Below are 15,039 nucleotides of genomic sequence, written 5' to 3'. Positions count from 1 at the left end.
TTATTAAATTTGAGTATGAATCACTCATACAAAGGTAAAATATTAATCTCGACACCTGACATTTCCGGCGATATTTTTTCAAGATCGGTAGTGTTGGTTGTTGAACATAATGAAAGTGGTGCATTTGGTTTGATACTGAATAAAAAGAACAGCCAGATGAGCAGCAAGTTCAAAGATTTTTTTGACTTTAAAATTGAGGTGTATGATGGAGGTCCGGTGGAAAACGACAAAGTGTTTTTTATTGTAAAAGGTAAAAGAGTTACTGAAATCTATACAGACATCGCAGATGAATATTATCTTACAGAAGATATCGAACGTATTATAAATGCTATTTTGAGCAGCGAACTGGATATTGAGCACATCAAAATATTCTCAGGCTATTCCGGATGGTCGCCAGGCCAGCTTGATACCGAAGTTCAAAGAAAAATGTGGACGGTAGTGGATGTTTATAACCTTGACTATACGCTGCCCAATGACCAAAGTCTTTGGAAATCGATTATGCAGAACCTTGGGGGAGAATTTCTTCTTTGGGCCAATTCACCTGAAGATATTTCGCTGAATTAAGTACCATTTTCATGGTAATCAGACAATTAACAAACTTTAAGATTCCTTTAACCAATTTTAAAGAAAGTTTTTCCGTTCTTTGAAAAACTAAAATCACTGATATGAAAGGTATTACATTACTTGCTTTATCAATATTTTCTACCGCATTTTTATCATTTAGCCCAATTAACAAAAAATACATTGTCATAGATGCCGGCCATGGTGGAAATGATTTTGGGGCTACACATGGTGAAATTCGTGAAAAAAATATCTCATTAAGTGTTGCTAAGGAAATCCAGAAGATCAATGAAAGCCAGAATAAATATGAAATCGTTCTGACAAGGGATTCTGACAGCTATCCTACTCTTTCCGAAAGAACAGATCAGATCAATAAACTTAATCCTGAAATGGTTATTTCACTCCATGTCAATACGTCTCCTGAAAAAGAGAGATCTGATAACGGATTTGAAGTGTATACTCAGAATTCTGATGTTTCAAAGGAATTAGCCGGAAAAATTTACAAGAAATTCAATGCCCGTAAAATATCGGAGAGTAATCTTCATATTTTAAGAGAAACGAAAGCACCTGCCGTATTGGTAGAACTTGGATTCATCAATAATTCTGAAAACAGAAATTATATAACGAGTGAAAAAGGGCAAAAAGAAATTGCACAGAAATTTGTTGAAATCATCAACGAATACTAAATAAAAAAACAATTTCTGATTTAATCAGAATAAAACCCGGTAAAGGACTTCTGGAACTTTGTTGTTTACCGGGTTTGTCAATTTTTATTCATTAAAACTTTTCTTCCAGCTTTCTACCAATTCTGAGAAACGGGAGTTTTCAAAAGTCTTATTTCTTATCTTACCTACAGAAAATATACCTTTCTCTTCAGAAATCATTAAAATCTCTTCAGCTTTCTGAGATTCGAATGCAATAATCTCGTGTTCCTGAATATCAGCAAGGTTATTTTTATGTAAAAAAGTAACAAAATTTTCCATCAAAGGAGAAATGTAAGCTCCTTCAGTCTGCTTTGGCACTTTGATAATGTCACCTTCTAAAAAAAGAAGATTTCCGGCAGTAGTACGTGCTATTCTTTTATTTGGATTCAGAAGAATAACGTCATCAAGGTCATTTTCCTGAGCATAGATCGCTCCGTAGATATTTTCCGGACAGTGAACTCTGATATTGCTCAGAAGGTTGTTATTAACGTTAATTTCTTTAATCAGATCCAATTCTAAAGGTCTTTCATGAACTGCCAGTATATCTGTCATTTCTGAAATTTCGTAAAAATAGGAAACAGAAGATTTTGCCAATGTTACGCCGTCATTATTCCTGAACACCTGGAAATTGATAATTCCGTTCTTTACTCCTTTACTTTCAATAATTTCTTTTTGAAAAAGTGTCTGGAAAAATTCCAGGGTGTAAGTCAGAGGAATATTCATTCTCATCTTTCTCATGGAAGCCATCAGGAAAAAATAGCATTCTTCGTCCATGATCAATCCACCATTTCTTACAAAGAAAGAAACTTTCACTGAGTCGCCCCAAAGGAAGGCTCTGTTCTTTACATTTAACTCGTCTGATGTAAAATATTGATTTTCCAATTTTTGATGTGATTTATTTACAAAAAAATAATGAACGATAAATCGTTCATCAGTTTTATCATTTAATATAGCCCGGTATTATGCCGCACCCAGTTTTATTCTCAGGTTCTCAATAAGATTTTCCCAATACATTGCATTTTCCTCTTCATCACCTTCTTCACAGAAATCTGTAATATTTAAAGCCAGATCTTCTGTAATATCATCAATTGTGATAGTCATTTCAAAGAAATTTTTTGTTCCTTCATCTTCTTCCCATCTGAAACGCACGAAACCTTCAGGCTTATATCTGATCAAAGTAGCCTTCTCAGCAGGGCCTCCACCCCAGCTAAAAAAGAAATCATCGCCTTTCTCTGTTACCTCATCCGCAAACCATTCAGACAATCCTTCTGCAGTCGCCAGATATTCATATAAAATCTCTGATAAACAGTGCATTGGAAATTCGTAATGGACTTTATGTTTCGCCATATAATCTTTGTTTTATCGTCCCGCAATATATAAATTAATTTTTTTATTACGCAAAAAAACAATTACTTTTTTAAAGAATCAGTATGATATTTATCACAGGATTTAAATCCTTATTCCATTAATTTTTACTGGCTAAAATTGTCATGTAAAGCATAAAAAAATCTCTCCTTTCCGGAGAGATTTTATCTTTAATTTTCGTTCAGTATATCAAGAATAATCTGACATCCTTCTCTGATTTCATTTTCAGATAATGTAAGAGGTGGTGAGATTCTCAGGTATTCATTTCTGTACAGCTGCCAGAAAACAACAAGTCCCTTTTCCATACATTTTTTGGCCACTTCCAGTGTATATTCTGGAGTTCCGAGATTCACGGCAAGCATTAAGCCTTTACCATTAATATTTTTAATTTTAGGATGAACTAAAAGTTCTCTGAACAATTTTTCTTTTTTTTCCACTTCATTCATAAGCCCGCTATCCAGCACTTCCTTTAAAGTAGCGTAACTTGCTGCTGCAATCAATGGGTTTCCGCCAAAAGTAGTAATATGCCCAAGCTTTGGTGAATGTGATAAGCTTTCCATAATTTCTCTGGAACTCATAAAAGCTCCTACAGGAACTCCTCCCCCCATTCCTTTCCCCATCACCAGGATATCAGGAACGATTCCAAAGTGTTCAAAAGAGAACAATTTTCCTGTTCTTCCAAATCCGGGTTGAATTTCATCTAAAATCAAAAGAGCACCTACGTCTTCACATCTTCTCTTCAGTTTGATCAGATAGTCATTATCAGGAACCAGAAATCCAGCGGCTCCCTGAATGGTTTCAAGGATGACACATGCTGTTTTCTCAGTAATCTTATCGAAATCTTTCTCATTATTAAATTCAATGAAAGAAACCATCGGTAATAAGGGACGGAATTCTCTTTTATGAGTTTCATTTCCTGAAACACTCAAAGCACCATGGGTATTTCCGTGATACGAGTCTTTAAAGGAAACAATTTCTTCTCTCCCTGTATATCGTTTTGCCAGCTTCAAGCTTCCATCAATAGCCTCAGCACCGCTGTTTACAAGATAGGTAACTTCTAATGGATCCGGAGTAGCTTCCGCCAGCAGTCTGCATAGCGCTATAGGTTTTTCCTGCGCATATTCTCCATACACCATTACATGAAGGTATTTATCTGCCTGTTCTTTGATTGCATTCACGATCTTAGGATGTGAATGCCCCAGCGTATTAGCAGAAACTCCTGCTACGAAGTCAAGATATCTTTTCCCGTCTGTACCGTAAATATAGCTTCCTTCTGCTTTTTCAACTTCAAAACCTGCAGCAAATTTTGTGGTTTGAGCCTGATATATAAAAAAATCTTTTTGCATTTCCATTGTCTCCAAAATTTCAGCAAAGCTATAAAAGATTCGGCACATGCAGAAATTATCCGACTTTAATAAAAAAATTACCCCTGACCATATCAAGGGTAATGGATTATCAATATTAAAAAGTTCTGACTGTTCTTACAGTACTTTTTCTATAGTTACAAAGCTGTTATTGGTTACAGTATAAGAAGTGGTTCCTCCCACTTCGGAAACGGCTTCCAATGTGATATACTGTCCCTGTACTGCATAAACCGAGAAATCAAGATTGATCTTTCTGTTCGTTCCGTCAAAATTCACTGTATTTTCAAGCAGCTGGAATCTCTGTGCATCATTTACATAGAGTCCTGCTCCTAATCTGCTGCTGAATGAGCCTGCCGGTCCTGTAAACGTGATGTTCAGGTTAATTCTGTATAAACCGGTCTGGCGTATGTATAACCTGTTGAGATTGGCTCCGGATGTGGCTACATTGGTTTTAAGCTTAAGCGGATCAGCAAGAAAATTAGGTTTATCAATCAGAGAATTGATTGGAAGCAATACAGATCCTGTGGTAGTGGAGACGGCGTTAAGCTGAAATCTAGAAATATTATCAGACTCCACTTCAAAAGCCTTACTCCATACCAATCCGTTAAAAACCATTACCTGCCCCGTACTTTTAACGAAGAGAAGCATTCCTTTTAATTCTTCGATGGCCGTTACCGGTGCACTGCCTCCTGTATAGGGAAGTAACGCTTCTGTATCTACCGCAGGAAGACCAAAACCTTTGACGCCGGATGCCTCATTTGTATTGGTAATGTACATCATCACCTGATCATTTCCGCTCGCATTGGAATCCGGGTTGGGAATATTGGTGAAATTTACCTGTGCGCTGTATAAACTGCCCATGAGTATCAAACAGCTGAAAATATATTTTTTCATGATTAGTAAGCTTTAATTAAACGTGCCGCAAGATATGAGCTGGCCGAATTTGTATCTGTTCCGTAAGCTGCCAATGCACCTCCTGAAATGGCAGTGGAACTGATGGCCGGAACCACTCTGAGCTCTGCTCCCACCGGAAGAGAAATAGTCTGTGCAAAGCTGGATGTCTTATTACCCTGGGTATCCACAATGAACACAATGGAATAATTGGTCTTTGACACTACGGTTTCCCAATCTGAAGCAGGGGTGTATTTAACCTGCAATGTGAGTTTAAATTCAGTAACTCCTGCAACGGCTCCAAAACTTCCACCCGTAAAAACAAGAGCAACTCCTACATCGTAGATCCCCGCTGTTTTAACGGTAACGTTGCTTGCATTCTTAAGCAGTAAATTATCAACAAGAACCTGGCTTCTGTTATCGGCAGCAAGGAAGGCAGGTGATCCTCCGGCAAAGCAGAATCCAATTCCAAATGAGATACAGGGAATGGTAATCCCCGAAGAAATTCCCAGTCTGGATGCCTTTGGCTGATAAATCCCCTGGATCTGTCTGGCAGGATTCCAGGCATAACCATCATATTTATAATACTGTTCATCAGTCTTGTTATAAATAAGACTCCCTACAAGGTTAGCATAATCATCAAATAAATCCGGTGCGGAAGCATTATATCTTGGGAAGGTTGTATGGGTATTTGAATAGGGAAGAATGACCCCTTTCACACCGTCATGAACTTTCAATATATTCTGGGTGCTAACAATATCGCTACCAATGGTTACCTGTGCTATTAAAGCGTAATGGAAAATAAGCACAACAAGTAATATTATCTTTTTCATCTTACTGCATATTTATTTTTTCAACAATAATTTCAGAAACCGCATTTCCTGTTTTTGACATGGCAAAAAACATATTATTTCCGCCTAATGCTCCTGTGCAGATCCCTGTACCGATATCCTGGGTTCCACCCATCGTCAGTCTTAATTTATCTCCTGCATTGAAGGCTCCTACATAAGTAAATGCCAGAGACTGACCCACATCAATAGAACCCGGAAGAAGGGTTGTAACAGAAAGAGCTCCTGCTGTGGAACCGCTGGTGGTGTTATTAATAGGTCTCCAGGTTGGATCTGACACCGTACTTATCTCAAGATCCAGTTTCGATCTTAGGTTGATAATCACCCCGATACACAGCGGTGTACTGATATCCAGCGCTCCACTTTTAAATGAAACCTTATACAGTCCTCTGGTATTAATATTAATTACATTGCTGGTGGCAGCATCCAGTGAAACGTCCGTAGCAATCTCATTAAAGCTCGGGATAGCTGTTGTGAAATTGACGTTAGCCGCTGTACAGGTTCTGACCGTAAGTGCGCATGCGAGTCCGCACGTTCCACAGCTGGTTGTAACCGTACCTGATCGTATGAAACGCGCCATTTTGTTATTCTTCATGGTCGTTACGATAGGATCTGAAATTTTCCATGTGGTACCGTCATTCTGTACAATGCTTCCGGTTTCTCTGTTGAAAATAATGGAACTTTGGGTACCGTTTCCGGTGGTACCGGCAGCCGATGCCGGCAGGACTGCTGCTGTGTTGGATCTCGGCATTCGTGCCGCATTGTTGTCCTGTTTTACGTGCAGAAGTGCTCTGCTGTCTGGTTGAAAATTAGGAACTTTCGAAATCCCAACCTGTGCGCTAACCCTTATAAGACAAAATATAAGAGCCAACAGGGAATAGTTGATTTTCATTTTCTATTTTTTTTATCATTGTTGGTATTCTAAATTTATAAAATATTATAATTGAAATGATAACGGAAATAAAAAAAAAATGTTAATTGACAAATCGGAGTAAAAAATCCTGATTTTAAAGGAAATTAAGTATCAGGTAGAGACTCGACGATTGCGAAAAAAATACCAATATTTACAATTATTTTAAAAAAAAGAGCCGATTATATAAAAAATAAATCACCATCTTTGATTGAAAGAATGGTGATTTATTTTTTTTTGAAAATATTAGTTATTATTTTCTTACTCGTTTAGGCTTTTTAGCTTCTTCTTTTGCTTTTTCGTCATCTATAGCTTTTTGGGCTTTATCAAAGAGTTCGCTATCGGCTGTATATTGTATTTCTTCGTTATTCGGAGTATCTACAAGAATATCCTGCCATTTCCGGATCCGGTCTTTGGTATTCCAGTTAAAATCGGGAAACTTCCTTCGTGCCGGTTCTATTTTACTCATCGGATAGGTATCTGAATTTGCTCCAATACTGCATGAAATAATCTGCAGGGCTCTTTCTTCAAATAATGCTCCGATAATTCCGCAGGTAGAAAGGGTAATACCTATTCTTTCCGGTTTTTTGGTTTCCTGATCGGTATCATCTACATAGACAATAGATTGAGCATTTCCAACTACTCTAGCTTCTTTAATATCATTTTTCTCATAGTAAACCGTCATGAATTTTCCTTTCACCTGATTGAATTCATCTTTGAGAGTAAGTGAATCTACTTTACTGATGGCAAAGGCATTACCGATTACTTTTAATGAGTCTATATCTTCTGTTTTGGTATTAAAGTAAGCTTCTACTTTATCACCGGTAACCTGTTTTTCACCACTCCACAAAATTGGGCTGGTGTACATATGCATAACTCCGTCTGTTTCGTTGAAGGCAATGGAATCTGCTCTTCCCTGTGCATTGGATTTATAAATACGGGCTTTTTTAAAGGCTCTTAAGTAGCTTTTCTTAACTTTGATATCCAGTGAATCCGGTCTTTGATAAGAGATGATTTTTTCTGCTGCAAAATAAATGGAGTCTTTTTCCATTACTTTTACTGCATAGGGGTTTTTCGTCATCATTGCAGAGTCTTTTTTCTCAAAAATTTCCCCGTAGCCTCCTTTTATATATCTTCTTTCGTTTGGATCATCAAGAGTTACATTTCCGGTTGCTTTACCAAACCCTGAAATCTGATTGTAGTACATATCATCGCCGGTAAGGATTTTCTCATTATAAAAGATTCTGGAGTTTTTAGTTAGATAAGCCTCCTTGGAATCCATTTTATAGGTTCCTCTCTCCGTATAGATTCTGTTTCGGGGATTGGTTTTGCTGGTAATGGTTGTAGGACCGTTAAAATCTGCAATTTTTGTATTTTGGTTCTGCTTGATATTGGGCCCTTCAATGATATACTGAGGCGTTTCTATTTTCACATTCCCGGTAAGGTCTACCACTCGTGTATTGAGGAAGTAAGTTCCTACTTTGGCGTAGGTTACATTCTGCCCATCAGAGATGGTTCCTCCTGTATTAAAATAAGCCTGATTAGCCAGTCTGTCATAATACAGAATATCTGTTTTTATTGTTTGTTTGGGGTCAGTTAAGACCACATTTTTTCTGGCAACACCTTTCTGGGTATTGGCATCATATTCCATTTCTCCTGCTGTGATTACAGAGCCATCAGTATTTTGAAGTCTTGTATTGCCTATTGCTTTTACAAAATTCTCTTCATTGTACAGGACGACTTCATCAGCAGTAAGAATGGAGCCCTGATGTTCAATCTGAACATGACCGGTAAAATATTGATTCCCGTCGTATTTTTCAGGGTCTTTCTTAATTTCGTCTGCGTGGATGATCTTTACTTTATCTTCAGGCCTCATCTGTTTAGGCTGACCTGTTGAAGGATTCTGCAAATACGGATCTCTCTTCACGGGTGTTTTATCCTGCGCAAAGTTTAGCGTAGAAATAAAGATTAGCAGAAAAAGGATTATTCTCATTAATTAGTCATTCTTAGTGCCATAAAAATATAGCGAATGAGAATCAATTCTTACGCCAAACGCTTCTTCGATGGCTTCTTTGATTCCTTGGATTCTTGGGTCGCAGAATTCAATAATTTCTTCAATCTCTTTGTCAGAGTCTTTTTTGTAGATCACCAGGTGGTCATGCTGCTTGTCAAAATAAGACTTCTCATAAGATGAAGAGGTCAATGTCTTTTCTCCGAACTGATGCTTACGGATCAAGCCTGCATCAAGGAAAATTTCAATAGTGTTGTAAATCGTGGCTTTGGAAACATGATATTTTTTCTGCATCATCAGAAGATACAGATCATCAACGTTGAAGTGATGATCCATATTATAAATTTCTTCCAATATTGTATATCTTTCAGGTGTGTTTCTGAACCCTTTTTCTAATAAGTAGTTTCTTAAAACATCCTTGATCAAAGCTATATTTTTTTCTTTTTGTACTGTATCCATTAAAAAAATTATCTACAAATTTATTGAATTTTATTTAAATAGATATTATGGTTAATACTAGTGGGTTAAGAGTTGTGGCGGAAATATCCGGACTGCTCTATCTTATTATCATAGACTGTTAATTCTGTGATTGGTGCAGATTCAACTTCAACGTTGTGAGAAGATACTCCCCAAGCCTTAAAGTCATCACTTCCGATATACTTCACAAAGTTATAAATGTTAAGAATAATCTTTTGTTTAACAGTTAAAAGGATATCGTTGATATAGGTGTTATCTATGATCACATATTTAAGATCCGGCGGTATCTCATGAGATCTTAAAGAAGGATGGCTGCTTCTTGAAGGAATGGTTCCATCAGCCATTAAATCTTTAAGGACCATATTGAAGTAATCATTGATTCTTCGGTCTACTTTAAATCCTAAGAGGAAGTTGATTTTATATACTGTTCCCGGAAGGATTTCGTCTACTGTATATTTAAAAGTATATGGATCTTCCTGGTTTACAATACTCAGGATAAAATAATGGTCTGCTCTTTTCGGTTGTTTTTTGATGATGGAATAGATGATTTTTGATTCTACTTCATCGTTTCTTTTTGCTCTGCTCAGATAAGCCAGGTTTGTAGCATATTTCGGAATGGTTTCATCCAGTTTCATGTCTTTAAGGATAGACACATATTTTTCTATTTTCACAAACTGGATAAATCTTGTTTTAATCAATCGTCCGTTATACCATGCATACATAGAAAGTCCGATAGAACCAGCCAAAACAACTGTGATCCAACCTCCTTCCAGGAATTTGATAATATTGGCACTGAAGAAACCTAGTTCAATAGCCATATAAACAAACGCGAAAAATAAAATCAATATTTTGCTTACTCTTTGTTTCAGTAGCCAGAATACCAGCAGGATTGTTGTCATCAACATGGTAACTGTAATGGAAAGTCCATAAGCGGCTTCCATTTTTCCGGATTCCCTGAAATGCAGAACGACAATAATACACAGAATAAGAAGTCCCCAATTGATTCTTGGAATATACATCTGTCCTTTAACTCCGGAAGGATAATCAATTTTTTGATTCGGCCATAAGTTAAGAGACATTGCTTCTGAGAATATGGTGAAAGAACCTGTAATCAATGCCTGGCTGGCAATAATTGCTGCGGCTGTTGCTAAAATTACTCCCGGGATGATCATCCATTCTTCCATAATTCCAAAGAACGGGTTTACCACAGAAAATCCAGGTTTGTTGTAATTAGTCAAAAGCCATGCTCCCTGCCCAAGATAGTTTAGGATAAGCATCACTTTAACAAATCCCCAGCTTACTCTGATATTTTTTGCACCGCAGTGTCCCAAGTCTGAATAAAGCGCTTCTGCTCCTGTTGTACAAAGGAAAACAGCACCTAAAATAACAATTGCACTTGGTGAGTTGACAATAAGTTTGTAAGCATAGTAAGGATTGAAAGATCTTAAGATCTCAAAATTTTCGCTCAAATGCATTACTCCCAAACCACCTAATACCAGGAACCAGACAACCATTACAGGGCCAAAAAACTTCCCGATAAAGCTGGTCCCAAACTGTTGTACTACAAAAATTACAATCAGAATTCCAATAGTGATAGGTACAACCGGGGTGTGAGGGTTATAAATTTCAAGCCCTTCAATGGCCGACATTACGGTAAGCGATGGTGTAATTACTCCGTCTGCAATAAGGGCGGCTGCTCCTACTATAGCAATGAGATACAACCATCCTTTCTTAAGGTTTTTTACTAGTGAAAACAAAGCAAGAATACCTCCTTCACCTTTGTTATCTGCTCTTAAAGCAATGATTACATATTTTATTGTGGTCTGCAGGGTAAGCGTCCAAATAATACATGAAAGAGCACCCTCTATGTATTCATTGAAAGGCATATTACTCCCTTGGAATCTTGCATTCACAATTGCTTTCATTACGTAAAGCGGAGAGGTACCAATATCTCCAAAAACAATTCCTAGAGACACTAAAACTCCAATAAAGGAAAGTTTCTTTATGTCGAAGTGGTAGCCATCTTCTGTAACTTCTGCCATATCAGCTTAATTTATTTTAAAGGCGCAAATTTATACTAATTTTATGACGTCAAGAATTTTTCTTCATGAATATAATAAATGAAAAAACTTCCTTTCGGAAGTTTTTCTCTATAACTATTTTACGTACATCGCTTTTTTAATTTCCTCTTTTACTTTTTCAAGCTTAGGGAACCATTCTGCAAATAATGCTGCAGAGTATGGTGCAGGTGCATCAGGAGTAGTAATTCTCTTGATAGGAGCATCTAAATAATCAAATGCTTTTTGCTGTACCATATAAGTAATTTCAGAAGATATAGAAGCAAATGGCCAAGCTTCTTCTAAAATAACCAATCTATTTGTTTTCTTCACTGATGCCAGAATAGTATCAAAATCAAGAGGACGAACTGTTCTAAGGTCAATAACCTCTACAGAGATTCCTTCTTTAGCCATATCTTCAGCAGCCTGTAAAGCCAGCTTCATGATTTTACCAAAAGAAACCAAAGTAACGTCTGTACCTTCTCTCTTGATATCTGCTTTTCCTAATGGTAAGTAGTATTCTTCTTCAGGAATTTCCATTTTATCTCCATACATCTGCTCAGATTCCATGAAAATAACCGGGTCATTATCCTGAATTGCAGTTTTTAACAACCCCTTCGCATCGTAAGGATTTGAAGGAACCACTACTTTAAGGCCGGGAATGTTTGCAAACCAGTTTTCAAAAGCCTGAGAATGGGTAGCTCCTAATTGTCCTGCAGAAGCCGTAGGTCCACGGAAAACAATCGGACAGTTCCATTGCCCACCACTCATCTGACGGATTTTTGCAGCATTATTGATAATCTGATCAATTCCTACCAATGAGAAATTGAATGTCATATACTCTACAATTGGTCTGTTACCATTCATCGCAGCCCCCACAGCAATTCCTGTAAAACCAAGTTCTGCAATTGGAGTATCAATTACTCTTTTAGGACCAAACTCATCAAGCATTCCTTTTGAAGCTTTATAAGCACCATTGTATTCTGCAACTTCCTCCCCCATTAAAAAGATGGATTCGTCTTTACGCATTTCCTCGCTCATTGCCTGTGCAATTACCTCACGAAAAGTATATTCTGCCATATTTATTCGAAAAATTTAGACTACAAAAATAGTGTTTTTTTATTATACACATCATAAAAAGGCTTCTCATTTGAATGGAAAACTTTAATATTAATTTTATTTAAAACGGTTTTTCTTCGTGATTATACAGTTATTTGCCGTTTATCTAAAGCTATGAAGAAATTCCAAGTAATTCTTTTGCATACAAAAAATGACATCTCATTTCTGAAATGTCATCTAAAATTCTATTTAAACTTAAATTAATTAGCTTTCTCCCAAACCTGGGTTCTTCCTAATAAAGATAATCCTAAGTAACCTCTTACGTTCAGTTTATCACCACTTCTTGTAATGGTACATTTATAAGTTTTTCCTGTTTTAGGATCAGTAATTGTTCCTCCTGTGAACTCATCACCGTCTTTTTTCAATCCTCTGATGATCTCTAACCCTACAATTGGTTTTCCTTTTCTGTCATCCTTACAAGCTGTACAGTTAGGATCAGCAGGCTTTATCAACAATTGGGAAACTTTCCCATAGTATTTACCGTCTGATTTTTTGTACACTTCAACAATAGATTTTGCCTGTTTTGTTTCATCATCTATTGTTTTCCACTTACCTTCTATCTGTGCAAATGTAAGCACACCGCAAAAAGAAAGCGCGAACGTTAGCAATATTTTTTTCATATTTCTTATAGTTTTAATTTTTATACAATATTCTTATCTACGTATTGATAAAAATATAAATTAATTTTCAACGAACAAAAACTTTTGTTATACAAAGCATAAAGAGGTGTATAAAAATAAAAAGCTGATTCACCTCTTATACTTTTTGTTTTAATTGAGCTTTCTGTTAATCACCCTATCCATATAATCCTGATACCAGGCTTTTGCCGTTTTCTTTCCAGCTTCAACTTCAGGGTTTTTAACCTCATTTAGAAGGTTTTTTTCAAGGCTCAGATCAGATTGAGCATATACTCCGATGATTTCTTTTCCGTCAAAACGATAAATATAGTTTCCAATCATGAACTGATCTGTACTTCCATCTGAATTTACGATTATAAAAGGATATTTCTTATCACTTACCAAACTTCTGCCCCAGCTTCTGATTGGTTTGTTGTATCCTATAAGATCCGCCAATGTAGGATAGATGTCTGCCTGCTGTGCTATTTCCTGGCTCACTCCTTTTAGCTGATATTCAGGATTCGGCGAATAGAAAATCAATGGAACTGCATAACGGTTCATCGCTCTTTCGTATTCAGGATAATACACCTGATTGGTATGATCTCCGGTGAAAACAAAGATCGTATTGTTATACCAGGGCTGTTTTTTTGCGGTTTCAAAATATTGTTTGATCGCATAATCCGTATACTGCATCGGCTCATGTATTTCAACTTTCCCTTTTTTAAATTTACCGTTATATTTTTCAGGTATTTTAAAAGGATGATGTGATGAAGCAGTGAACACCGTAGTCATGAAAGGTTGTTTCTTCCCGACATTTTTAGCAAAATACTGAAGAAAAGGCTCATCCCATATCGCCCACATTCCATCGAAGTCTTCATCATGATTGTATTCTGTTTTTCCGAAATAGTGTTTAAATCCTAAAATATTTCCAAATCCAAGGAATCCCATAGAACCATTTGGTGCTCCATGATAAAAAGAAGTATCATATCCCAGATCGTTACAAACAGATACAATAGACTGAATTTTCTGGTTGGAATAAGGCGATCCGGTAAAGGCGTCAGTAAGACTCGGAATTCCGGCCAACACGCTGCTCATCCCGTGAATTGACTGTCTTCCATTCGCAAAAGTATTGGGAAAAATAAGACTCTGGCCAGCAAGGCTATCTATAAACGGAGTGTAAGAAACGTAATCTTTAATATTTTTATCTTTATTAAAAGCTCCGGAATATTCTCTCCCGAAAGACTCTACAATGAAAATAACAATATTGGGACGGTTTTCAACTTTTCTGTCATATACTTTATAAGGCTGTACATTTTCTTCAATATATTTTTGATCTACGAAATGAACTTCCTTAAAATTATTGGTATTTAAAGTCCTGAAAAAGGAGAATGTACTGTTGAGCACCATATTTCCCTGCAATGGATTCGTTACAAAACGGGTAGCATCCACCATATTAATAGGTCTGGTACTGTGTTTAAAATCTCCTCTGATTCCTCCTACAACCAAAACAGCAGTGATACACAAAGTAATAATGGACGTAATAAAATAAGGAAGCAGTTTCACAGGTTTACTATCTTCTATTTTTACTCTTTTGTAAAGGAAAACCCACAATCCCATTAAAACAATAAACCAAACCAGTACAAAAGGATGCTCTCCTACGGAAATCATCATCGTTTGGGAAACATTGGATTCATGCTCAGCTACCTGAAATACTGCAGAAGTAAGTCTTGCTTGTGAAAATTTATAGTAAATAAAATCCCCGAAATTCATGGCATACGCAATTCCGTTGGTGATAAAGTACAGCCAGAAAAGAATTTTCTGAAAAATCTTTTTTGTATTGATCACCAAAGGCAATAAACTAAGGAGTATAAATAATGCATTGACGTATAAAATAGCAGTGGTATCGAAAGCTGTACCATGGAAGGCCAGCTTTATATATTCTGAAACAGAGTCAACTTTAATCAGATCTTTATTAAAATACCAGAATAAAAGTCTGGCAATCTGATAAAAAACATAGGCTAAAAAAATCCTGTAAACCAATACCAGAACTTCCTGTTTTCTCAATCCTTTTAAAAATTTCATGGAGCAAATTTACATCAAAATCACTTTAATGCA

At 36.6% G+C, this 15,039-nt stretch carries 14 protein-coding genes; 2 read left to right on the top strand and 12 right to left on the bottom strand.

Going from position 1 to position 15,039, the window contains the following annotated elements; all coding sequences use genetic code 11:
* Nucleotides 1-15: 15 nt before the first annotated feature.
* Together ACPF63_RS01995 and ACPF63_RS01990 are read left to right on the top strand one after the other, a co-directional pair.
* On the top strand, nt 16-564 hold the full coding sequence (locus ACPF63_RS01995) for a YqgE/AlgH family protein (RefSeq protein ID WP_077419157.1): 549 nt from the start codon (nt 16-18) through the stop codon (nt 562-564).
* Nucleotides 565-665: 101 nt separating this feature from the next.
* Entirely contained in the window at nt 666-1,247 is a 582-nt protein-coding gene (locus ACPF63_RS01990) for an N-acetylmuramoyl-L-alanine amidase family protein (RefSeq protein ID WP_077419156.1), read from the top strand.
* A gap of 84 nt (nt 1,248-1,331) precedes the next feature.
* Here ACPF63_RS01990 and ACPF63_RS01985 read toward each other — a convergent pair whose 3' ends face one another.
* The 12 genes from ACPF63_RS01985 to ACPF63_RS01930 form a co-directional block, all read right to left on the bottom strand.
* Entirely contained in the window at nt 1,332-2,147 is an 816-nt protein-coding gene (locus tag ACPF63_RS01985; RefSeq protein ID WP_426481804.1) for an aminotransferase class IV, read from the bottom strand.
* Nucleotides 2,148-2,225: 78 nt separating this feature from the next.
* Nucleotides 2,226-2,612, bottom strand: a complete 387-nt coding sequence (locus tag ACPF63_RS01980) for an START-like domain-containing protein (protein ID WP_034696870.1) — start codon at nt 2,610-2,612, stop codon at nt 2,226-2,228.
* A 188-nt stretch (nt 2,613-2,800) separates the two neighbouring features.
* On the bottom strand, nt 2,801-3,976 hold the full coding sequence (locus tag ACPF63_RS01975) for an aspartate aminotransferase family protein (RefSeq protein WP_426483194.1): 1,176 nt from the start codon (nt 3,974-3,976) through the stop codon (nt 2,801-2,803).
* A 135-nt stretch (nt 3,977-4,111) separates the two neighbouring features.
* Entirely contained in the window at nt 4,112-4,888 is a 777-nt protein-coding gene (locus ACPF63_RS01970) for a hypothetical protein (RefSeq protein ID WP_077419154.1), read from the bottom strand.
* Between the two features lie 2 nt (nt 4,889-4,890).
* Nucleotides 4,891-5,718, bottom strand: coding sequence for a hypothetical protein (locus ACPF63_RS01965; protein WP_149386926.1), 828 nt, complete (start codon nt 5,716-5,718; stop codon nt 4,891-4,893).
* A gap of 1 nt (nt 5,719) precedes the next feature.
* Nucleotides 5,720-6,625 (bottom strand): hypothetical protein, encoded by a 906-nt coding sequence (locus ACPF63_RS01960; protein WP_426481803.1) that lies wholly within the window; start codon nt 6,623-6,625, stop codon nt 5,720-5,722.
* A 271-nt stretch (nt 6,626-6,896) separates the two neighbouring features.
* Nucleotides 6,897-8,636 carry an OstA-like protein gene (locus tag ACPF63_RS01955; protein ID WP_426481802.1) on the bottom strand — a complete coding sequence of 580 codons (1,740 nt, stop codon included), beginning with the start codon at nt 8,634-8,636 and terminating at the stop codon, nt 6,897-6,899.
* A gap of 3 nt (nt 8,637-8,639) precedes the next feature.
* The gene (locus ACPF63_RS01950; protein ID WP_047386665.1) at nt 8,640-9,113 is read right to left on the bottom strand and encodes a Fur family transcriptional regulator; all 474 of its coding nucleotides are present in this window, start codon (nt 9,111-9,113) and stop codon (nt 8,640-8,642) included.
* Between the two features lie 65 nt (nt 9,114-9,178).
* Complete coding sequence (locus ACPF63_RS01945) at nt 9,179-11,173, bottom strand: KUP/HAK/KT family potassium transporter (RefSeq protein ID WP_077419150.1); 1,995 nt, start codon at nt 11,171-11,173, stop codon at nt 9,179-9,181.
* Nucleotides 11,174-11,287: 114 nt separating this feature from the next.
* A complete protein-coding gene (locus ACPF63_RS01940; RefSeq protein WP_047378880.1) occupies nt 11,288-12,268 on the bottom strand; it encodes a pyruvate dehydrogenase complex E1 component subunit beta in 981 nt (326 codons plus the stop codon).
* 239 nt (nt 12,269-12,507) lie between these two features.
* Nucleotides 12,508-12,927 carry a DUF2147 domain-containing protein gene (locus ACPF63_RS01935; RefSeq protein ID WP_219073193.1) on the bottom strand — a complete coding sequence of 140 codons (420 nt, stop codon included), beginning with the start codon at nt 12,925-12,927 and terminating at the stop codon, nt 12,508-12,510.
* Between the two features lie 150 nt (nt 12,928-13,077).
* Complete coding sequence (locus ACPF63_RS01930) at nt 13,078-15,006, bottom strand: LTA synthase family protein (protein WP_426481801.1); 1,929 nt, start codon at nt 15,004-15,006, stop codon at nt 13,078-13,080.
* Nucleotides 15,007-15,039 lie beyond the last annotated feature (33 nt).

Origin of the sequence: Chryseobacterium sp. R2ACT005 (assembly GCF_049949215.1) — a bacterium.
Taxonomy (GTDB): domain Bacteria; phylum Bacteroidota; class Bacteroidia; order Flavobacteriales; family Weeksellaceae; genus Chryseobacterium.
The sequence above is the reverse complement of the archived record's forward strand: the minus strand, read 5'-3'. Positions and strand labels throughout refer to the sequence as shown.

Coding starts and splice junctions, on each gene's coding strand:
- ACPF63_RS01995 (WP_077419157.1), top strand. CDS start 16: ATGAATCACTCATACAAAGGTAAAATATTAATCTCGACACCTGACATT.
- ACPF63_RS01990 (WP_077419156.1), top strand. CDS start 666: ATGAAAGGTATTACATTACTTGCTTTATCAATATTTTCTACCGCATTT.
- ACPF63_RS01980 (WP_034696870.1), bottom strand. CDS start 2,612: ATGGCGAAACATAAAGTCCATTACGAATTTCCAATGCACTGTTTATCA.
- ACPF63_RS01975 (WP_426483194.1), bottom strand. CDS start 3,976: ATGCAAAAAGATTTTTTTATATATCAGGCTCAAACCACAAAATTTGCT.
- ACPF63_RS01970 (WP_077419154.1), bottom strand. CDS start 4,888: ATGAAAAAATATATTTTCAGCTGTTTGATACTCATGGGCAGTTTATAC.
- ACPF63_RS01965 (WP_149386926.1), bottom strand. CDS start 5,718: ATGAAAAAGATAATATTACTTGTTGTGCTTATTTTCCATTACGCTTTA.
- ACPF63_RS01960 (WP_426481803.1), bottom strand. CDS start 6,625: ATGAAAATCAACTATTCCCTGTTGGCTCTTATATTTTGTCTTATAAGG.
- ACPF63_RS01955 (WP_426481802.1), bottom strand. CDS start 8,636: ATGAGAATAATCCTTTTTCTGCTAATCTTTATTTCTACGCTAAACTTT.
- ACPF63_RS01950 (WP_047386665.1), bottom strand. CDS start 9,113: ATGGATACAGTACAAAAAGAAAAAAATATAGCTTTGATCAAGGATGTT.
- ACPF63_RS01945 (WP_077419150.1), bottom strand. CDS start 11,173: ATGGCAGAAGTTACAGAAGATGGCTACCACTTCGACATAAAGAAACTT.
- ACPF63_RS01940 (WP_047378880.1), bottom strand. CDS start 12,268: ATGGCAGAATATACTTTTCGTGAGGTAATTGCACAGGCAATGAGCGAG.
- ACPF63_RS01935 (WP_219073193.1), bottom strand. CDS start 12,927: ATGAAAAAAATATTGCTAACGTTCGCGCTTTCTTTTTGCGGTGTGCTT.
- ACPF63_RS01930 (WP_426481801.1), bottom strand. CDS start 15,006: ATGAAATTTTTAAAAGGATTGAGAAAACAGGAAGTTCTGGTATTGGTT.